The 19,127-nt window shown below is 64.8% G+C and carries 19 protein-coding genes; 11 read left to right on the top strand and 8 right to left on the bottom strand.

The features are described from left to right. Nucleotides 1–54: 54 nt before the first annotated feature. Nucleotides 55–1,632 (bottom strand): sodium:proton antiporter, encoded by a 1,578-nt coding sequence (locus tag XH90_RS04505; RefSeq protein WP_194479405.1) that lies wholly within the window; start codon nt 1,630–1,632, stop codon nt 55–57. Nucleotides 1,633–1,702: 70 nt separating this feature from the next. Between XH90_RS04505 and XH90_RS04510 the strand changes: the two genes are divergently transcribed. The 4 genes from XH90_RS04510 to XH90_RS04525 all read left to right on the top strand — a co-directional run bounded on the left by XH90_RS04510 (nt 1,703) and on the right by XH90_RS04525 (nt 6,394). Next, a complete protein-coding gene (locus XH90_RS04510) occupies nt 1,703–2,467 on the top strand; it encodes a tetratricopeptide repeat protein (RefSeq protein WP_194479406.1) in 765 nt (254 codons plus the stop codon). 118 nt (nt 2,468–2,585) lie between these two features. After that, nucleotides 2,586–3,971: a tetratricopeptide repeat protein gene (locus XH90_RS04515; protein WP_194479407.1), complete on the top strand. Its 1,386-nt coding sequence runs from the start codon at nt 2,586–2,588 to the stop codon at nt 3,969–3,971. Nucleotides 3,972–4,148: 177 nt separating this feature from the next. Next, nucleotides 4,149–6,059: a propionyl-CoA synthetase gene (locus XH90_RS04520; protein WP_194479408.1), complete on the top strand. Its 1,911-nt coding sequence runs from the start codon at nt 4,149–4,151 to the stop codon at nt 6,057–6,059. Nucleotides 6,060–6,124: 65 nt separating this feature from the next. After that, on the top strand, nt 6,125–6,394 hold the full coding sequence (locus tag XH90_RS04525; RefSeq protein WP_194479409.1) for a hypothetical protein: 270 nt from the start codon (nt 6,125–6,127) through the stop codon (nt 6,392–6,394). A 97-nt stretch (nt 6,395–6,491) separates the two neighbouring features. On the opposite strand, the gene XH90_RS04530 is transcribed toward XH90_RS04525, so the two are convergent. Continuing rightward, nucleotides 6,492–7,187 carry a DUF1013 domain-containing protein gene (locus tag XH90_RS04530; protein ID WP_128949643.1) on the bottom strand — a complete coding sequence of 232 codons (696 nt, stop codon included), beginning with the start codon at nt 7,185–7,187 and terminating at the stop codon, nt 6,492–6,494. A 265-nt stretch (nt 7,188–7,452) separates the two neighbouring features. Between XH90_RS04530 and ispH the strand changes: the two genes are divergently transcribed. Genes ispH through rnhA form a run of 3 tightly spaced genes read left to right on the top strand, consistent with a single transcriptional unit; the run spans nt 7,453 to nt 9,872 of the window. Further along, entirely contained in the window at nt 7,453–8,421 is a 969-nt protein-coding gene (ispH, locus tag XH90_RS04535) for a 4-hydroxy-3-methylbut-2-enyl diphosphate reductase (RefSeq protein ID WP_194479410.1), read from the top strand. Nucleotides 8,422–8,427: 6 nt separating this feature from the next. Next, nucleotides 8,428–9,411 (top strand): homoserine kinase, encoded by a 984-nt coding sequence (locus XH90_RS04540; RefSeq protein ID WP_194479411.1) that lies wholly within the window; start codon nt 8,428–8,430, stop codon nt 9,409–9,411. Beyond that, nucleotides 9,408–9,872, top strand: coding sequence for a ribonuclease HI (gene rnhA, locus XH90_RS04545; protein ID WP_194479412.1), 465 nt, complete (start codon nt 9,408–9,410; stop codon nt 9,870–9,872). Before XH90_RS04540 ends, rnhA begins: the two co-directional genes overlap by 4 nt. A gap of 99 nt (nt 9,873–9,971) precedes the next feature. Here rnhA and XH90_RS04550 read toward each other — a convergent pair whose 3' ends face one another. From XH90_RS04550 to XH90_RS04575, 6 genes are all read right to left on the bottom strand, one after another. Then, nucleotides 9,972–10,457 (bottom strand): peroxiredoxin, encoded by a 486-nt coding sequence (locus XH90_RS04550; protein ID WP_194479413.1) that lies wholly within the window; start codon nt 10,455–10,457, stop codon nt 9,972–9,974. Nucleotides 10,458–10,565: 108 nt separating this feature from the next. After that, nucleotides 10,566–11,120 (bottom strand): DUF924 family protein, encoded by a 555-nt coding sequence (locus XH90_RS04555; protein WP_194479414.1) that lies wholly within the window; start codon nt 11,118–11,120, stop codon nt 10,566–10,568. A 15-nt stretch (nt 11,121–11,135) separates the two neighbouring features. After that, nucleotides 11,136–12,821 (bottom strand): long-chain fatty acid--CoA ligase, encoded by a 1,686-nt coding sequence (locus XH90_RS04560; RefSeq protein WP_194479415.1) that lies wholly within the window; start codon nt 12,819–12,821, stop codon nt 11,136–11,138. Nucleotides 12,822–13,016: 195 nt separating this feature from the next. Then, nucleotides 13,017–14,459 (bottom strand): D-alanyl-D-alanine carboxypeptidase family protein, encoded by a 1,443-nt coding sequence (locus XH90_RS04565; protein WP_194479416.1) that lies wholly within the window; start codon nt 14,457–14,459, stop codon nt 13,017–13,019. 189 nt (nt 14,460–14,648) lie between these two features. Then, on the bottom strand, nt 14,649–16,445 hold the full coding sequence (locus XH90_RS04570; RefSeq protein WP_194479417.1) for a glucan ABC transporter ATP-binding protein/ permease: 1,797 nt from the start codon (nt 16,443–16,445) through the stop codon (nt 14,649–14,651). 74 nt (nt 16,446–16,519) lie between these two features. Continuing rightward, nucleotides 16,520–16,831 carry a HigA family addiction module antitoxin gene (locus XH90_RS04575; RefSeq protein WP_194482590.1) on the bottom strand — a complete coding sequence of 104 codons (312 nt, stop codon included), beginning with the start codon at nt 16,829–16,831 and terminating at the stop codon, nt 16,520–16,522. 166 nt (nt 16,832–16,997) lie between these two features. Here XH90_RS04575 and XH90_RS04580 point away from each other — a divergent pair, with 166 nt between their 5' ends. The 4 genes from XH90_RS04580 (at nt 16,998) to XH90_RS04595 (ending at nt 19,098) form a co-directional block, all read left to right on the top strand. Further along, a complete protein-coding gene (locus XH90_RS04580) occupies nt 16,998–17,369 on the top strand; it encodes a hypothetical protein (protein ID WP_246755694.1) in 372 nt (123 codons plus the stop codon). A 104-nt stretch (nt 17,370–17,473) separates the two neighbouring features. Then, on the top strand, nt 17,474–17,878 hold the full coding sequence (hisE, locus tag XH90_RS04585; protein WP_194479418.1) for a phosphoribosyl-ATP diphosphatase: 405 nt from the start codon (nt 17,474–17,476) through the stop codon (nt 17,876–17,878). 35 nt (nt 17,879–17,913) lie between these two features. Continuing rightward, nucleotides 17,914–18,516 (top strand): YqaA family protein, encoded by a 603-nt coding sequence (locus XH90_RS04590; protein ID WP_194479419.1) that lies wholly within the window; start codon nt 17,914–17,916, stop codon nt 18,514–18,516. Nucleotides 18,517–18,570: 54 nt separating this feature from the next. Continuing rightward, entirely contained in the window at nt 18,571–19,098 is a 528-nt protein-coding gene (locus tag XH90_RS04595) for a hypothetical protein (protein WP_194479420.1), read from the top strand. Nucleotides 19,099–19,127 lie beyond the last annotated feature (29 nt).

Below are 19,127 nucleotides of genomic sequence, written 5' to 3' on the forward strand. Positions count from 1 at the left end.
GGTTCGATCGATGAGTCTGTCATCTCCCAGATACGGCCCCTTCCCGCGCCGGGTTCATCCCCCCGCGCTCAATTCCGCCCGATCCAACTCCTCCTCCAACCGGTGAAACGCGTCGTCGCCGATGACTTCGGTGGTGCGGAGGTCGAAGATCGACTTGCGCGCAGCCTCGATGGCGCGGCGGCGCAGGGGATCGGCGGGGAGTTCGCCGTTGGCGATGCCGCCGTGTGGATCGTCGTCCGCCTGCATCAGGATGGCGCGGTATTCGAGCCGCAGGATCTCGGCCTCCTCCGACGGATCGTCCTCGATCGCATCGAGCGCGGCGCGATAGGCGATGGCGCGGGCGCGCGCGACCTCGATGCCGACGGGATCGTCGTCCTTGAGGCCGAAGGCCAGGATCAGCGGCCGCAGCGTCAAGCCCTGGATGATCAGCGATCCCAGCACCACCGCGAAGGCGATGAAGACGATGAAGTCGCGATAGGGAAAATTCTCCGGCAACGCGAAGGCGGTGGCGAGCGTGACCAGGCCGCGCATGCCGCACCAGGAGATGATGAGGCCGCCCTTGGGCGAGGCAACCTGCTTCGGATCCTTCGGGTGATAGATCCCGCGGGCGATCAGCACGCGGAGCGTGGTGCGGTAGAACGTGATCCAGAGCAGCCTGACGAGAATGACGGTCGTCAGGATCCACGCCGCGGCCACGCAATATTCCCAGCGCACATCCGCGTCCAGCTTGGTCCAGATCGGCCGCATCTGCATGCCGATCAGCATGAAGGCGAGCACGTTGAGGACGAACACCGTCGTTTCCCAAACCGCGTAGGACGGCACCCGCAGCCGTGCCGGCATGCGGGCCGGTGCCGTCTGCGCGATCGTGATGGCATAGACGACGATGGTGAGGATACCGGAGAGGCCGAGATGCTCGGCGCCGATCCAGATCATGAAGGTGGTGGCGAATTGCACGATGATCGCGCTCGGCACCTCCGTGATCCGCTCCATGATCGGCGGGACGATGCGGCCCGCAGCAAGGCCGGCCAGCACGCTGCCGACCAGGCCGAGCGCGATTGTCGGCGCGACCTCGCTCCATTTCAGGTGCTCCATGACGACGGCGCCGACCGCGATCCGATAGATCAGCAGCGCGCTGGCGTCGTTGAGCAGGCTTTCACCTTCCAGCACCTTCACCATGCGGTGGGGCAGCTTGACCTGGCTCAGGATCGCGACTGCGGCCGCGGCATCCGGCGGCGCCACGATGGCGCCGAGCGCGACCGCGGCGGCCCAGGGCATGTCAGGCATCAGCCGATGTGCCACATAGGCGACGCCGATCGTGGTAAGGCCCACCGCGGCCACGACCAGGGTCGAGACCGGAACCCAGTTGTTGCGCAGGTCGCGCAAGGATGTGTCGAAGGCGGCGTCCAGCAGAACCGGTGCGACAAAAAGCGCCAATGCCAGATCGGGTTCGAGCGTCCATGTCGGGCTGTGGGGCACGAACGCAATCAGAGCGCCGCCGATGGCGAGAAAGGTCGGGTAGGGGACCTTGATCCGCCGTGCCAGCGCCGATAAGGCAACGGCGCCGAGCAGGAGCACGATGATCCATTCGAATGTCGACAAGACGATCCCCGAAACCGATGTGAGCGGCGCCACAGGCTAGCACCAATCCGGCCGTATGATGGATAGTGTAGCCAGAAAGCAAGACCTTCCGACTGCAACGAGCATGCGTTTTCAGAAACCCATTCGGATGTCAGGAGCCGTGGTGCTCGCAGCGCTCCTGTCCGGCCCGGCCGAGGCCGCGACAGGGGGCGAGCCGATGGCGACAGTGCAGGTCGACGTCGCTGCATGCCTCGCCGCAACGGCTGCCGACGACATGGACAAGGCGGGCCCGGCCTGCGCCGCCGTCATCGACAACGAGAAGACCGCAAAGCCCGATCTGATCAAGGCACTGGTCGCGCGTGGGGCGCTGCTGGCGCGGCACGACCAGATCGACCGCGCCATCGCCGACGACAGCCGCGCGTTGCTGCTCGATCCCTCGCTGGCCGACGTGTTCAACGCGCGTGGCGAGCTCTGGCTGAAGAAGGGCGACAAGCCCAAGGCCGTGCAGGATTTCGGTGCGGCGTTGCGGATCGATCCGAACCACGAAAAGGCCAGGGCCAATCACAGGGCGATGGCACGCGAGCTCGAGCGGATCGGCGCGCAGATGGCGGTCGCCGGCAAGCCCAGCTTCAATTGCGCCGGTGCGCGCCGCCCCGTCGAGAAGGCGATCTGTGGAAACCGCGAGCTCGCCGACCTCGATCGTGAGGTCTATGCGGCCAATGCGCGCGTGATCCGCGAGGCCGGCAGCGAGGGCGAGGCGAAGAAGTTCCAGCGCGAGCAGGACGACTTCATCGCCCGCCGGAACGCAGGCTTCGGCCGAGCGGGGTATGATTTGAAGAAGGCGATGCAGGAGCGACTGCAGCGGCTGAACGGGGTGGACGGGTATTGAGGTTCTAACCTCAAAAGAGGTCGTCATGCCCGGCCATGACGGCGTGGGTAGCCCCAATTTGAACCCATTCTCCCCCCGCCGCGACAACGGGAAAACCTGATGTCACGGAGTTGTCGCCATGTGCGGCTCGCGTTCTTCCGCGCAAGTGTTCCCGATCACAAATGGCCGGCTGCACACCTTCCTCCTCGGCGCCGCGATCAGTATTGCCCTCGCCGTCCCGGCATCTGCCGCCGCCGATTGCGTCATGGGCAGCAAGGCCGCACCAGCCGAAATCCTCTCGGCGTGCAGCGCCATCATCGACCAGACCTCGAACCCGATTTCCGACCGCGTCGCGGCGCTGCTGGTGCGGGCCGATGCCAATGCGCGGACATCGGGCGGCCTCACGCAGGCACTGCGGGACATCGACCGCGCCATCGCGTTCGACGGCAGGAACGCCCGGGCCTGGCGCCTGCGCGGCGACCTGTTGCGCGAAGCGGGCGGTGATCTCAACCGCGCCACGTCCGATCTCGGCAAGGCGATCGAGCTCGACCCGCAGGACGCCGAAGCCTATGAGCTGCGCGGCGTCGCCTACACCAATCAGCGCCGGCTCGACCGCGCGATCGCAGACTACGACCAGGCGATCAAGCTGAGGCCGGATTATGCGCAGGCCTGGTCCGACCGCGGCGCGACCTATTACCTCAACGGCGACAACGACAAGGCGGTCGCCGATCTCAGCGAGGCGCTTCGGCTCGATCCGAACCGGGCGCGCAGCTACACCAACCGCGGTGCCGCCTACAAGAAGCTCGGCCAGCTCGACAAGTCGATCGCCGACGACAGCGAGGCGATCAGGCTCGATCCGAAGGTGCCTGAGTATTACGACAATCGCGGGCTCTCCTATGCCGCGATGAAGGACTACGACAAGGCGATCTCCGATTACGACCAGGCGCTGCGGCTGGCGCCGAAACCGAACTTCTTCACCAACCGTGGTGATTCCTACCAGTTCAAGGGCGAGTTCGGCGCAGCGCTCGGCGATTACGAGGCCGCGCTGAAGCTCGATCCTGACTTCGCGAAGACCTACAACAACCGCGCCGTGCTCTATTCCAAGATGGGCGACCGCAAGAAGGCCCTCGCCGACTACGAGACCGCGCTGCGGCTCGATCCCGGCAATACCAACGCTGCGGACGGCCGCCGCACCATGATCGCGGAGATCGCGAAGTTCGGCGCCGCGCCTCCACAACCGCTGGCCGCAAATTCCGGCAACGGTCCGTCGTTCGATTGCGCCCATGCCAAGCGCGAGGTGGAGAAGGTGATCTGTGCCGATCCGCAACTGGGCGCGCTCGATCGCCAGCTCGCCGAGGCCTATGAGCGCGTGCTGAAATCGATGAACCGGCGCGCGGCCGCCGATCTGCGCAGATCCCAGCGCGATTTCCTCGCCACCCGCGACGCCAGCTTCCGCCGCCCCGGCTACGATCTGAAGAAGGTCATGCAGGACCGGCTGCAGCGGTTGAACGCGATGGAAGGGTAGGCTCGCCTCTCCCTCTCCCGCAAGAACGGGGAGAGGGAGAAGGATAGAGCTTGAACCGCGGCCCGTTCCCGGGAAAATACCCCTCAAACAAGGCCGGCACTTGATCCCTGTCATGGCGGGACTGACGTCCTGCCGTCAGGTCAAGGTCAGGCCAATAGAGGGAACGGGAGCGCGGGAATGAACGTCCAGGGAAAGAGCAGATATCACGAGGTCCATGCGCGCTCGCTGGCCGATCCTGAAGGCTTCTGGGCCGAGGCGGCCAAAGAAATCGACTGGATCGAGCCGCCGAAAAAGATCTTCGACGCCACGCAGGGCGTCTACGGCCGCTGGTTCGCCGGCGGGGTCGTCAACACCTGCTACAACGCGCTCGATCGTCACGTCGAACGCGGCCGCGCCGACCAGGTCGCGCTGATCCATGATTCGCCGCTGACGAACTCCGTCACCAAATTCACCTATGCCGAGATGCTGGCCGAGGTGCAGGCGCTCGCCGCCATCATGCAGGATTTTGGTGTCGCCAAGGGCGACCGCGTCATCCTCTACATGCCCATGGTGCCGGAGGCCGTGGTCGCGATGCTGGCCTGCGCGCGCATCGGCGCGGTGCACTCCGTGGTGTTTGGCGGCTTTGCCGCGAAAGAGCTTGCGACCCGCATCGACGATGCACAGCCGAAACTCATTCTTTCGGCAAGCTGCGGCATCGAGCCCGGCCGCATCGTGCAGTACAAGCCGCTGCTCGACGAGGCGATCAAGCTGGCATCCGCGAAGCCGAAGGCCTGCATCGTGCTGCAGCGTCCGCAGCTGACTTGCGATCTCACGCCGAAGCGCGACTATGACTGGGCGAGCCTGCGCCGCAAGGCGATGAACGAAGGCAAGAAGGCGCCTTGCGCGCCGGTCGCCGCCACCGACCCGCTCTACATTCTCTACACGTCGGGCACGACAGGCATTCCCAAGGGCGTCGTACGCGACAATGGCGGGCATCTCGTCGCCGTGAAATGGTCGATGTTCAACCTCTATGGCGTCAAGCCGGGCGAGGTCTGGTGGTGCGGCTCCGATATCGGCTGGGTGGTCGGCCACAGCTACATTGTCTATGGCCCGCTGCTGCATGGCGCGACCTCGATCATGTATGAGGGCAAGCCGGTGGGTACGCCCGATGCCGGCGCGTTCTGGCGCGTCATCAGCGAGCACAAGGCGGTCGCCTTGTTCACCGCGCCGACCGCGTTCCGCGCCATCCGCAAAGAGGATCCGGAAGGCAAGTTCATCCGGCAATATGACCTGTCGAAGTTCCGCACGCTGTTCCTCGCCGGCGAGCGCGCCGATCCACCGACGGTGGAATGGGCGGAGCAGCAGCTGAAGGTGCCTGTGATCGACCATTGGTGGCAGACCGAGACCGGCTGGTGCATCGCCGGCAATCCGGTCGGCCTCGGTCAGTTGCCGGTGAAGCACGGCTCGCCGACGGTGCCGATGCCGGGCTACCAGGTCGACGTCGTCGACGAAGCGGCCAAGCCTGTTGGTCCCAACACCATGGGCTCGATCGTGATCAAGCTGCCGATGCCGCCGGGCTGTCTGCCGACGCTATGGAACCAGGACGCTCGCTTCAAGGAGGCCTATCTCAGCGAATTCCCCGGCTACTACAAAACGTCGGATGCCGGCTACAAGGACGAAGACGGTTATGTCTTCGTCATGGGCCGCACCGACGACATCATCAATGTGGCCGGCCACAGGCTCTCCACCGGCGGCATGGAGGAGATCCTGGCTTCGCATCCCGACGTCGCCGAATGCGCCGTGCTCGGTGTCAAGGATGCGATCAAGGGTGAGGTACCCTGCGGATTCCTGGTGCTGAAAGCCGGCGTGAAGCGTGCGCCTGCCGAGATCGAGAAGGAGATCATCGCGCTGGTGCGCGACAAGCTCGGCCCGGTCGCCGCGTTCAAGCTCGCCATCACCGTCGGCCGCCTGCCGAAGACGCGCTCGGGCAAGATCCTGCGCGGCACCATCAAGAAGATCGCGGACGGCGAGGCCTGGACCATGCCCGCCACGATCGAAGACCCCAAGGTGCTGGACGAGATCGGGGATGCGCTGAAGGGGAGGGTGTGAGGTGCGGGGACCTTACAATCTCCTCATTCCGCGCTAAACAGGGCCGGCCAACAGGGGACCCACTCATGTCACTCGCCACCGCGCCGCGGCTGCTCATTGCCGTGGGGCTCGCCATCGCTCTTTCCGCGTGCTCGGCGCGTTACCAGACGCCGACGGCCATGGGCGGCGACGACGATGATGCGGTGTGCCAGAGCCGCGGCCTCGCGGTCGGCTCGCCCGAATATGTGGCCTGCCGCAAGGATCGTGACGTCCAGCGCAATGCGGCGATTTCCCGCGCCGATCGCCGTCAGCGCGATCTCGGCGAATACATGCTGAACCATCCAGAGCGTCCGTAAGCGACGCTTCTTGCGCAATGACGAGATAGAGCTCGCCCCAAACAAAAACGCGGCGGGTTTCCCGCCGCGTTTTCGATGACGATACGAGAGGAGAGTCTTACTCTTCCTCTTCCTCGTGCTTCTTGCCGCCGAGGGTCTTGAGCTTGGCGAACACGGCGTCGACGTTGAGATCGTCGCTCGATTTCTCCGACGGCTCGTACTCGTCCTTCTTGGTGGTCTCGGAGGCCGGCAGCAGGGTGGCGCCGCCGTAGTTCGCGTCGATCGGCTTTTCCTTGGCCGCGCGCGCCACTTCGAAATCGAGCTCGATCTGCGAGCAGAGGCCGAGGGTCACGGGATCGATCGGGGTCAGCTGCGAGGTGTTCCAGTGGGTGCGGTCGCGCACGCTTGCAATCGTGCTCTTGGTGGTGCCGACCAGGCGCATGACCTGGGCGTCCTTGAGCTCGGGATGGCTGCGCAGCAGCCAGAGGATGGCGCTCGGACGCTCGTGGCGGCGGGACACCGGGGTGTAGCGCGGGCCCTTGCGCTTGGGCTGGGGCGGCAGCACGACCTTGCTCTCCTGGAGACGGAGCCGGTAGTCTTGGTTCTTCTCGCCCTTCTCGATCTCCTCGCGGGTCAGCTGGCCGTTGGAAATCGGGTCCATGCCCTTGATGCCCTGCGCGGCGTCGCCGTCGGCAATCGCGCGCACCTCGAGAGGGTGCATCTTGGTGAAATCGGCGACCTGGTCGAAGGTCAGCGCGGTGTTGTCGAGCAGCCAGACGGCGGTCGCCTTGGGCATCAGAGGTGCGTTGCTCATGGCAAATCTCCTTTGTGCTTCGCCCACCCCTCTGGAGGCGAAACCGGTGGTCATCAGCGATGACAGGGAATTCGCGCTATATAAGCCCGGAGGGGGTAGCCACGCAATGGTTCTGCTATAGATAGTGCCTTGACAGCGCCCGAAAGGGGGCCCAATTCCCTCTCAACTCGCTATAACGTCTCAGCAGACCGTTTTAGGCCCTTTTCCATCCATCGACCGTCCCCCGCCAGCAGGCGAACGGGTGATTCGGTCCCGAGATCGCTCAATGTCAGCCAAACCAGACCTCAAGATCGTGCTTTGTTCTCCTCGCGGCTTCTGCGCCGGAGTGGTCCGGGCGATCGACACCGTGGAACGGGCGCTCGATAAGTACGGCGCCCCCGTCTATGTTCGCCACGAGATTGTGCACAACAAATACGTCGTCGACGGGTTGAAAAAGAAGGGCGCGATCTTCGTCGAGGAGCTGGCTGAAATCCCGGAGAACACGACAGCCCCTGTGGTGTTCTCGGCCCATGGCGTGCCGAAGTCGGTTCCCGCCGACGCCCAGTCCCGCAATCTGTTCTCGCTGGATGCGACCTGCCCGCTGGTGACCAAGGTTCACCGCGAGGCCGCGATCCACTTCAAGCGTGGCCGCGAGATCTTCCTGATCGGCCACTCCCACCACCCCGAGGTGGTCGGCACGCTCGGCCAGCTTCCGACCGGCGCGGTCACCCTGATCGAGACCGCCGAGGACGCCAAGACCATCAATCCGAAGGATCCGAACAACCTGGCCTTCGTGACGCAGACGACGCTGTCGATCGACGACACCGCGGAGATCGTGGCGCTGCTCAAGGAGCGCTTCCCGAACATCAACGGGCCGCACAAGGAAGACATTTGCTACGCCACCACCAACCGCCAGCTCGCGGTGAAGAAGGTGGCGCCGGTGGTCGACGCGCTCATCGTCGTCGGTGCTCCCAATTCGTCGAACTCGCAGCGCCTGCGCGAGGTCGCCGAGCGCGAGGGCTGCAACATCGCCGTGCTGGCGCAGCGCGCCGCCGACATCGACTGGACCAAGTTCGGCAACATCACCAGTCTCGGCATCACCGCCGGCGCATCCGCGCCCGAAGTGATCGTCGAGGAGATCATGGACGCGTTCGCCGAGCGCTACACGCTGCATGTGGAAACGGTCTCGGCCGCGGAGGAGAACGAGTTCTTCCCGCTGCCGCGTCAGGTGCGTCCCGAAGCCGCCGCCGAGTAGACCTTCATGGCGGTCTACACCGACGTTGCCGCCGACGAGCTTGCGGATTTCCTGAGGCAATACGATCTCGGCGAATTGCTCTCCTACAAGGGCATCGCCGAGGGTGTCGAGAACACCAACTTCCTGCTCCACACCAGCAAAGGCTCGTTCATCCTCACGCTCTATGAAAAGCGCGTGGCGAAGAACGATCTGCCGTTCTTCCTTGCGCTGATGACCCATCTCGCCGAGCACGGCGTGAGCTGTCCGCTGCCGGTGAAGGCGAAAGACGGCGAGGCGCTGCACGAGCTGCAGGGACGACCCGCCGCGATCATCACCTTTCTCGAAGGCATCTGGCCGCGCAAGCCGAACGCTGTGCATTGCGCCGGCGTCGGCGAGGGGCTGGCGAGGATGCATCTCGCCGGCGCCAATTTTGCGATCAAGCGCGCCAACGCGCTGTCGGTCGCGGGCTGGCGGCCGCTGTTCGATGCGGCAGCCGATCGCGCCGACGAGGTCCAGCCGGGCCTGCGCGCGTTTCTCGAAACCGAGCTCGACTATCTCTCCGGCGGCGTCTGGCCGAGCACCCTGCCCGAAGGCGTGATCCACGCCGATCTCTTCAACGACAACGTCTTCTTCCTCGGCGACAAGCTCTCGGGCATCATCGACTTCACCTTCGCCTGCAACGACATGCTGGCCTATGACGTCGCGATCTGCCTGAATGCCTGGTGCTTCGAGCCGGATCATTCCTTCAACGTCACCAAGGCGCGCGCTTTCCTCAACGCCTACGGCCGGGTGCGAAAGCTCTCGGAGGCGGAAGAGGCCGCGCTTCCGCTGCTCGCACGCGGTGCGGCGATCCGCTTCCTGCTGACGCGGCTGGTGGATTGGCTCAACGTGCCTCCCGGTGCGCTGGTGAAGCCGAAGGATCCGCTGGAATATGTCCGCAAGCTGCGCTTCCACCAAAACGTTTCGAGCGCGCGCGACTACGGGCTGATGCCGTCAGGACTGGTTGCGTGAGCGAGCTTCCCAATGTGACGATCTATACCGACGGCGCGTGCTCGGGAAATCCCGGGCCCGGCGGCTGGGGCGCGATCCTGAAGTTCGGCGACAAGGAAAAGGAGCTGAACGGCGGCGAGCGCCACACCACCAACAACCAGATGGAATTGATGGCGGCGATCTCCGCGCTCGAAGCGTTGAAGAAGCCGTGCACCGTCGATCTCTACACCGACAGCCAGTATGTCCGTCAGGGCATCACCGGCTGGATCCACGGCTGGAAGCGTAACGGCTGGCGCACCGCCGACAAGAAGCCGGTGAAGAATGTCGAGCTATGGCAGCGCCTCGATGCCGCGCTGAAGGCACACGAGGTCCGTTGGCACTGGGTCAAGGGCCATGCCGGCCATCCCGAGAACGAGCGGGCCGATCAGCTTGCGCGGGATGGAATCGTCAAGGCCAGGACGCAGCAGCGCGTGGGCGAATAGAGGTTTGTTCCGTCATTCCGGGGCGGTGCAAAGCACCGAACCCGGAATCTCGAGATTCCGGCTTCGCCTCGTCGAGGCGCCCCGGAATGACATCCAGTCTTACAGCTGCCCCAGCAGCGTATCGCCGCCCGACACCTCGACCTTGCCGGGCATCGCTTCGAGGTTCAGCTTCTTGACCACGCCGTCCTCGACCAGCATCGAATAGCGCTTGGAACGGATGCCGAGGCCGTTGCCGGAGGCATCCAGCTCCATGCCGATCGCCTTGGCGAAGTCGGCGTTGCCGTCGGCGAGGAAGACCGCCTCGTCGCGCTGGTCGGTGTCGCGCTTCCAGGCGTTCATGACGAAAGCATCGTTGACCGAGACGATCGCGATGGTGTCGACGCCCTTGTCCTTCATCGCGTAGGCGTTGAGGAAGATGCTCGGCAGATGCATCTTGTGGCAGGTGCCGGTGTAGGCGCCGGGCACCGCGAACAGCGCCACTTTCTTGCCCTTGAAGATATCGTCGGTGGTCTTCACCTGCGGGCCTTCCGCCGTCATCACGCGGAATTTCGCCTCGGGCAGCTTGTCGCCAGTCTGGATCGCCATCGTCAGTCTCCCTGAAAATCGGTCCCGCTTTTTAGACCGTGCGGCCGGCCTGCACAATATTGCCTGCGGGGGAAGCTGAGGGGCCGGCAACCCTTCACCGTTATGTCATCAGCCGGCAAAGCCGCCGCCGTCGAGGAAGGCCTGCTCCTCCTCGGAGGTGTCGCGGCCAAGCAGGCGGTTGCGGTGGGGGAAGCGGCCGAACCGCTGGATGATGTCGGCGTGCTCCCGGGCATATTTCAGGTTTTCGGCATTTTCGGTGTTCTCGAACAGGGCGACGCAATGCAGCTGGTCCGGTAGATGCTCGGAATGCATGAAGGGCAGATAGAGGAATTCGAGCAGGATGGGATCGGCCCTGCGATCCGTGCCCCGCGCGATGGCGCGGCGGGCGACATCTCGCGCGAACGCGTCGCTGGCAAAGGCCTGCGGCGTGCCGCGGAACATGTTGCGGGGAAACTGGTCGAGCATGATGACGAGCGCGAGCGCGCCCTCGTCGCTGTCTTCCCACGACGCCAGCTCGCCCGCGGTTGCCTTCTGCCAGAGCGGAAGAAAGCGGCGCCTCACCTCCGCGTCGAACGCGTCGCTGCGCGTGTACCAGCGCTCGCGGCCGGCCTCGCGCCAGAAGGCGAGAACGCCTGATGGCATGGTGTCGCCGATGTGTGTCATGAAGCAGAAGCGGCCTTACGCCGCCTCGGCCTTCTTCTCGTCGCGAAGCTGCCGGCGCAGGATCTTGCCGACATTGGTCTTGGGCAGGTCGGTGCGGAATTCGATGTGCTTGGGCACCTTGTAGCCCGTCAGCTGCTCGTGACAGAATTTGATCACGGCTTCGGCCGTGAGGTTCGGATCCTTCTTCACCACGAAGGCCTTCACCGCCTCGCCCGACTTGGAATCGGGGATGCCGATCACGGCGCATTCCAGCACGCCCGGATGGCTCGCGATAACTTCCTCGATTTCGTTGGGGTAGACGTTGAAGCCGGAGACCAGGATCATGTCCTTCTTGCGGTCCACGATCTTGGTGTAGCCCTTCTCGTCCATGATGCCGATGTCGCCGGTGCGGAAATAGCCGTCCGGGGTCATCACCTTCGCCGTCTCCTCCGGTCTGTTCCAGTAGCCCGACATCACCTGCGGGCCCTTGGCGCAGATCTCGCCGGCCTGGCCGAGCGGAAGTTCGTTGCCGTCGTCGTCGCGGATCGAGATCCAGGTCGAGGGGACCGGAATGCCGATCGAGCCGGAGAACTCGGTCGTGGTCGCTGGGTTGCAGGTCAGCGTCGGCGAAGTCTCCGACAGGCCGTAGCCCTCGGCGATGAAGCAGCCGGTGACGGCCTTCCACTGTTCGGCCACCGGGCGCTGCACCGCCATGCCGCCGCCGTTGGAGATCTTCAGCTTGGAGAAGTCGAGCTTCTTGAAATCAGGATGGTGCATCAGGCCGTTGTAGAGCGTGTTCACGGCCGGGAAGCTGTTGACCTGGTATTTCGCGAGCTCCTTGATGAACCCGGCGATGTCGCGCGGATTCGGGATCAGGAGATTGCAGCCGCCGGCGCGCACCGCGAGCAGGTAGCAGGCCGTCAGCGCGAAGATGTGATAGAGCGGCAGCGCGCAGACGATCATGAGTTGCTCGACATGCGGCGGCGCATTGAGCGCCGGCTGGAGCCAGGCGTCGTTCTGCAGCACGTTGGCGACGATGTTGCGATGGAGCAGCGTGGCGCCCTTGGAGACGCCGGTGGTGCCGCCGGTATACTGCAGGAAGGCGACGTCGCCGGGCGACAGTTTCGGCTTGTTGAAGGTCTGGCCGCGTCCGGCGGCGAGCGCGTCGTTGAACGACACCGAGCCCGGCAGCGACCAGGCGGGCACCATCTTCTTGACGCGCCGGACGACGAGATTGACGATCACGCCCTTGAGGCCGAGCAGGTCGCCCATGCTGGCGACGATGACGTGCTTGACCGGCGTCTTCGCGATCACCTGTTCGACGGTATGGGCGAAGTTCTCCAGCACGATGACGGCTTCGGCGCCGGAATCCTTGAGCTGATGCTCGAGCTCGCGCGGGGTATAGAGCGGATTGACGTTGACCACGGCAAAGCCGGCGCGCAGCACCGCGGCGGTGGCGATCGGATATTGCAGCACGTTCGGCATCATGATCGCGACGCGCGCACCGCGCTGCAGGCCGCGTCCCTGCAAGTAAGCCGCGAGCGCCAGTGACATCTGGTCGAGGTCGCGATAGCTGATCGCCTTGTCCATGCAGATGAACGCCTTGCGGTCGGCGAACTTCGCAAAACTCTCCTCGAGGAGGTCGACCAGCGATGCGTATTGCGTCGGCTCGATGTCAGCGGGCACGCCGGGCGGATATTGCTTGAGCCAGATGCGCTCCATGGAAACTCCCCTCTCTTCACTTCAGAGCCCGTTGTGTCTCGGGCTGCCTCATTGCCGGCAGTATCGAGCCTGCCGGAACGGCTGGCAAGCGGTCGAGGCTTAGGGCAAAGGCTGGGGAGAGGCTACTGGAATCCTCGCAACGGGCTGCCGCACCTGCGAAGCGCGGGCGCCGCCTGAAGGATTTGGCGCGTTAACCTAGCTGTTGTTGGGCGCGGGCTTGGGCTTCGTGGCGGCCTTGGGCTTGGCCGGCTTGGCGGCTGCCTGATCGCTGCTCGTGGCAGGCTTGGCCGCCGCGTCGGACTTGGCCGCGGCATGCTTGCTTGCCGCCGGTTTCGCCGCGGTCTTGGTGTCGCTCCTGGCCGCCGCGTCCGACTTGGTGGCCGCCGGTTTCGCCGCCGCCGACTTGGCCTCGCTGCCGGCGCCGGGCTTCTTGGCCGTACGCGACTTCTTGCCACGCGCCTTTGGCGGGTTCTGCTGGTCGGCGTCGGCTGCGACCGCTGCGACCAGGGCTGCGCCGGTGCGGGTCGGGCCGGTGTAGACCACCACGGGTTCTACCGGGGCCGGGGCCGAGGCCATCAGCTCGGATGCCTTCATCAAAGGCGGCTGGAGGCCCGCGGTGAAGAACGTCACCGGAGCCGCGCCTCCGGTTAAGGAACCAGATCCGCCGGTCGTGCCGTTGGTTGCGATCAGCGCGTCGTCGTCGTCGCTGGCTGGACGCTTGCGATGACCGCCGCACATCTCCTCGCGCAGGTTCGGCGGCGAGGCGTCGACCGGCACGAGGTTCTCGACGGTGCCGAGCGAGGGGCGCAGCCACGACAGATTGTCCTGGCTGAAGCCGCGTTCGAGCAGCTGCGCCGCCTTCACCGCGCGCGCAGTGCCGGAGCTGGCGCCGAGCACGACAGCGATCAGGCGGCGGCCGTTACGCGTTGCCGACGCCACGAGATTGTAACCGGAGGCGCAGATGAAGCCGGTCTTGAAACCGTCGGCGCCGGGATAGCGGCCGATCAGCTTGTTGAAATTGCCGGTGACGCGCTTGCCGAAACGGATCGCGGGGATGTGCACGTAGTACTCGTACTCGGGCAGGTCGCGCAGGAACGAGCGGGCGAGAATGCCGAGATCGCGCGCCGAGGTAACGTGTCCGTCCGCAGGCAGGCCGTTCGGATTGACGTAGTTCGTCTGCGTCATGCCGAGCCGCTTCGCATTATCGTTCATCATCGCGGCGAAGCCGTCGATCGAGCCGCCGATGCCTTCGGCCAGCACCACGGCCATGTCGTTCGCCGACTTGACCATCATCATCTTCAGCGCATTGTCGACGGTGAGCTGTGTTCCCGGACGGAGGCCCATCTTCGAGGGCGCCTGCGATGCGGCCGTCGGCGATACCGTCAGCAGCGTGTCGAGCGTGATCTTGCCGTCCTTCACCGCCTTCAGGGTCACATAGGCGGTCATGATCTTGGTGACGGAGGCCGGATACCAGGGGATGGTCGCGTTGTCTGCCTGAAGGACCTTGCCGCTGTCGGCTTCGATCAGCAGCAGCGCTTCGGCATGGGCGAGGCGCGGTACGATAAACGCACCTACGGCGAGGGTCGCGGCGAACAGGTTGAACAGGGATTTGCGAAGCAGCGGGCGAAAGGCGTGCACTATCCGATTCCGGTCCTTGGAGATCCGCCCGACAAGGACGGTTCTCGTGATCTGATGTTCGGTTCTGAAATCCAGCGCCGCCGCTTGCGGCGTCGCAAACCTATACCGGCTCGTGCGTCGAGAATAGGGGCTTCCGATGCGTATTCCGCAATGAACTAGGCCGAATTTCGACGGTGGCGCCGGGACTTGTTAAGGGGATCTGGCGGCGGCAGAAGCAGCCTCCGCGGCACTTACGCCGGCTCGTGCATTTTCCTGCACCATGAACTGCGCCTTGGCGAGCTCCGCGAAATGGCCGCCTTTGGCCACGAGTTCATCGAAAGTTCCGCTTTCGATCACCCGCCCGTTCTCGAACACCAGGATCCGCGTGGCGTTGCGGATGGTGGAGAGGCGGTGGGCGATCACGAAGGTGGTGCGGCCCTTCATCACTTCATCGAGAGCGGCGTTCACCTTGGCCTCGGTGACGGCATCGAGCGCGCTGGTCGCCTCGTCCAGGATCAGGATCGGCGGGTCCTTCAGCAGCGCACGCGCGATCGACAGCCGCTGCCGCTCGCCGCCGGAGAGCATGCGGCCGCGCTCGCCGGCATTGGTCGCAAAGCCGCCGCTGCGCTCGATGAAGTCGATCGCCTGCGCGCGCTCGGCCGCCTTGCGCATCTCGGCTTCGGTCGCGTCCGGCTTGCCGACCCGCAAATTCTCCTCGATCGAGCGGTTGAAGAGCAGCGCTTCCTGAAACACCACGCCGATGTTTCGGCGCAGCGATGTCAGGGTCACGCCGCGCACGTCCATGCCGTCGATCTTGATGAAGCCGGATTGCGGGTCGAAGGCACGGTGCAAGAGCGCGATCGCGGTCGACTTGCCTGCGCCGGTGGGGCCGACCAGCGCGACGGTCTGGCCCGGCAGCGCGGTGAAGGTGAGGTCCTCGATCGCGGGCCGCTTGCCGTCATAGGAGAAGGTGACGTCGTTGAACTCGACGAGGCCGGAGAGCCGCCCGGCGTCGATCGCGTCGGGCCGGTCGTGGACGGCGGGCACGGCGTCGAGCACGTTGAAAAACTCGCGCAGGCGCGGCGCTTCCATGAACACGTTGTTGATGAAGCTGACGACCTGCTCGAGCTTCTGGATCAGCATTGTCGCGAAGCTCACGAACATCACGATCTCGCCGACCGAGGTCAGGCCCTCGTCGTGCAGCGCGATGCCGAGCGTGAAGATCGCGAGCACGGTGATGGTGGTGGAGGCGCGCGTGATCACGGTCACGAGCGCCCACCAGGACAGCACCGGCATCTGCGCGGCGAGCAGCTCGTCGGCGACCGAGCGCAGTCCCTTCACCTCGGACTCGACGCGCACGAAGCTCTGCACCAGCGCGACGTTGCCGAGCGCGTCGGAGGCGCGTGCCGAGAGCTCGCTGTAGTGCTCCTCGACCGCCATCTGCATGCCGAAGGTCCTGCGCACGACGAAAGTCGTCAACGCGGTGAAGACGACGCAGAGCACGAACAGCAGGATCGCGAGCCGCCAGTTCAGGTAGAGCGATAGCGGCAGCAGCACCACCACCGACAGGATCGCGGCAAAGTGCTCGCGGAAGAAGCCGAGCCAGAGCCGCCACAGCGCGTCCGTGCCGTTGAGCATCACCTTCATCAGCCGTCCCGAATGGGTCCCGGAGTGGAAGGTCAGCGGCAGCTGCAAGATGTGCTCGAAATAATCCGTCAGCACCGCCTGGCGCTGGCGATGCGAGAGACGGTCGGCCTGGAGCGCCACGAGTGCGCTGCATCCGATCGTGAACAGTCCGAATGCCACCCAGGCGGCGAGAAACGGCCAGGCCGAGCTGGAGCCTGCCACGGTCTTGCCGGAGAGCACGTCGACGATCCGGCCGAACAGCACGGGTTCCGCGAACTGCGATGCCGCCAGCAGGAGGTTGGCGACCGCAAGCAGCCAGCCCAGCCGCGCTTCCTTGCCGAGCAGTTCGAGAACGCGGGTGTAGAGGCGGAGGATGGACATGCGATACGCTGAACCGTGGAAAGGTCGTCAGTCAACGGGTTGAACCTCTGCACGACTATACTGGTGTGGACATTTCAGGCCACCTTTAAGGTGGGGATATTACTGACGTCGACCGTCTGTTCCGCGTGCCACGTGTCGTGGGCCGCCTGCATCCGGACCCAGATCCCGGCCCCGCCTCCAAACAACTTTCCGACGCGCACCGCGACCTTCGGCGACAGCGGCTTCTTCTCTTCCATGATGTCATGGAGATGCTGCCGTGAAATGCCCAACAGGCGCGCGATCTCGACCTTGGTCTTTCCCGAGGCCGGCAGCATGTCCTCGCGCAACACCGCGCCTGGATGAACGGGGCAGCGGCGGGGATCAAGGTTCGGTGCTCGGTTGATCAATCGGCGCAAGCCGTACCTGAACGGCAGATGAGCGGCGGTTGCGTCACGATCACGCAACCCCGTTCATGTCCCGTTGGGGTTGAGGAACCCAACATGGGATGCGGGTGTTTGAAAGACATGAGCCTGTCTCGAGGCACCATTGAAGGTCCCAAGGAGGGTCCAGATCATGTTTGACCGATTTTCGAAGTTTGCCGGCCGCAAGGCCGTTCTCGCCACGGCCGCGGTGCTGGCGCTGACATCAGTCGCGCCGACCGCATCGTTCGCTGGCGGCCGCCATTGGCATGGAGGCGGCGGCGCAGCCTTTGCCGGCGCGGCGATTGCCGCCATTGGTACCGGGCTTGCGATCGCTGCGACCCGAGACGCCTACGCCTACGATGCCCCTGCCTATTACGGCGGCGGCCCGGTCTATTACGATGAAGGCCCGGTCTACTATGGCGGCCGGTACACTGGCCCGGGTAGTCGCGAATATCCGGGCAATGGCAGCGTCGGTCGCGACCCCTTTGCCTCTTGCAGCCGAGGCGGCGCGGGTTGTTGGTAAGTCGTTGACTACGATAGGCCGGCGCGCTTGCCGCGTCGGCCTATTTTGCCTTTTAATCTCAAGCGTTAACGCGTCGACCATGTGTTTAGAGTAGTTTTGCGTACATGAGTGATTCGCTTGAGCGGCTATATCTGGCTGTGCTCGCGGCCAGGGATCTTGATCCGGCAACATCGCGTACGGCCCGGCTGTTTCAGCGCGGGCCCTCCAAAATGGCGAAGAAGCTGGCCGAAGAGGCCATCGAGGTCGTGATCGATGCGGTCAACGGCGACACCGAGGCCGTGGTCCGGGAAAGCGCCGATCTGCTCTACAATCTCACCGTGCTCTGGGCGTCCGCCGGCGTCCGCCCCGAAGACGTCTGGCGCGAGATGTCGCGGCGGGAAGACATGCTCGGTATCGCGGAAAAGCTGCCGAAATCGTCGATGAAGCTGCCCAAAGTCGCCTCACCGCGCATCTCCGCGAGGCGGCCAATTGTCGCTATTGAGGGCCGTGCGGCCCGCAAACGGCACTAAATCGTCACAAAACTCGCGATGGACAAATCCGTCCCATGGTGCTTCATCGCGGCGCCATGCTGAAACGTATCTACGACTGGTGCATCGACGCCGCCCACAAGCCCTACGCGCTCTGGATCATGGGTGTCGTGGCTTTCGCCGAAAGCTCGTTCTTTCCCGTTCCCCCTGATGTGATGCTGATCCCGATGTCGCTGGCGCGCCCGCAGCGCGCCTGGGTCTATGCGGCGGTCTGTACCGCGACCTCGGTGCTGGGCGGCCTGCTCGGTTACGCCATCGGAGCGTTGCTGTTCGACTCGGTCGGCCATTGGCTGATCCAGGTCTATGGCCTCGGCGACAAGGTCGACGCCTTCCGCGCCTCCTACGCCGAGTGGGGCGCGGTGATCATCCTGCTCAAGGGCCTGACGCCGATCCCCTACAAGCTCGTCACCATCACCTCTGGCTTTGCCGGCTACAATCTCGTTTTCTTCGTCCTGTGCTCGATCGTCGCCCGCGGCGGGCGCTTCTTCATCGTGGCGATCCTGCTCAACCGCTATGGCGACTGGATTCGCGAGCGGATCGAGCGGCATCTCGGCCTGTGGGTGGCGCTCGGTGCCGCCGTGCTGGTGCTCGGCTTCGTGATCGCCATCAAGCTGATCTGAGGCCTGGAGCCGGAGCGCTTTGACGCCGCGCCGGCTTCGGTTACGGTTGGCCGCATGATGGCTCGATCCGGCAATCCGGTCCTGCGGCTGGGGACGCTGATATTTGCGGCGCTTTCGCTTCTGCTTGGCGCAAGCGGGACGGGGTGGCCGCAAGCGGCGCCGCCGTCGCTGGACCTGCAGCAGCAGGGCCCGCAGGCCGCGCCGCCGCCCTCTACGCCCGAGCCGCCCGGCGATGACAATCCCGGCCTGATCCACGAAATGGGCAAGCTGTTCGACAAGCTGCCCGCGGTCCTGCCGCCGATCAAGAGCCCCAGCGAGACCATGAAAGATCTCTCGCGTCTCGTGCGGCCGTCCATCATGGTGTCGGGGCGTGCGGCCTGTCCGGCCTCGTCGAACGGCGCGCCCGACTGCAAACCCGCTGCTGACCAGCTATGCCAGAGCAAGGGCTACAAGGAAGGCAAGAGCCTCAACACCGACTCCGCCGAGAAGTGTTCGGCCAAGGTGCTCATTCCGGGCAGGCAACGCAAACCGGATGATTGCCGCACCGATACCGTCGTCACCAGCGCGCTGTGTCAGAACTAGGAACGTCGCGCGAGCAGCAAGGAGCGCCC

Source organism: Bradyrhizobium sp. CCBAU 53338 (assembly GCF_015291665.1).
Classification (GTDB): Bacteria; Pseudomonadota; Alphaproteobacteria; order Rhizobiales; family Xanthobacteraceae; genus Bradyrhizobium.

Bases quoted from the DNA above. Each gene is read 5' to 3' on its own strand.
- XH90_RS04510 (WP_194479406.1), top strand. From the start codon at position 1,703: ATGCGTTTTCAGAAACCCATTCGGATGTCAGGAGCCGTGGTGCTCGCA.
- XH90_RS04515 (WP_194479407.1), top strand. From the start codon at position 2,586: ATGTGCGGCTCGCGTTCTTCCGCGCAAGTGTTCCCGATCACAAATGGC.
- XH90_RS04520 (WP_194479408.1), top strand. From the start codon at position 4,149: ATGAACGTCCAGGGAAAGAGCAGATATCACGAGGTCCATGCGCGCTCG.
- XH90_RS04525 (WP_194479409.1), top strand. From the start codon at position 6,125: ATGTCACTCGCCACCGCGCCGCGGCTGCTCATTGCCGTGGGGCTCGCC.
- XH90_RS04530 (WP_128949643.1), bottom strand. From the start codon at position 7,187: ATGAGCAACGCACCTCTGATGCCCAAGGCGACCGCCGTCTGGCTGCTC.
- ispH (WP_194479410.1), top strand. From the start codon at position 7,453: ATGTCAGCCAAACCAGACCTCAAGATCGTGCTTTGTTCTCCTCGCGGC.
- XH90_RS04540 (WP_194479411.1), top strand. From the start codon at position 8,428: ATGGCGGTCTACACCGACGTTGCCGCCGACGAGCTTGCGGATTTCCTG.
- XH90_RS04550 (WP_194479413.1), bottom strand. From the start codon at position 10,457: ATGGCGATCCAGACTGGCGACAAGCTGCCCGAGGCGAAATTCCGCGTG.
- XH90_RS04555 (WP_194479414.1), bottom strand. From the start codon at position 11,120: ATGACACACATCGGCGACACCATGCCATCAGGCGTTCTCGCCTTCTGG.
- XH90_RS04560 (WP_194479415.1), bottom strand. From the start codon at position 12,821: ATGGAGCGCATCTGGCTCAAGCAATATCCGCCCGGCGTGCCCGCTGAC.
- XH90_RS04570 (WP_194479417.1), bottom strand. From the start codon at position 16,445: ATGTCCATCCTCCGCCTCTACACCCGCGTTCTCGAACTGCTCGGCAAG.
- XH90_RS04580 (WP_246755694.1), top strand. From the start codon at position 16,998: ATGTTTGACCGATTTTCGAAGTTTGCCGGCCGCAAGGCCGTTCTCGCC.
- hisE (WP_194479418.1), top strand. From the start codon at position 17,474: ATGAGTGATTCGCTTGAGCGGCTATATCTGGCTGTGCTCGCGGCCAGG.
- XH90_RS04590 (WP_194479419.1), top strand. From the start codon at position 17,914: ATGGTGCTTCATCGCGGCGCCATGCTGAAACGTATCTACGACTGGTGC.
- XH90_RS04595 (WP_194479420.1), top strand. From the start codon at position 18,571: ATGATGGCTCGATCCGGCAATCCGGTCCTGCGGCTGGGGACGCTGATA.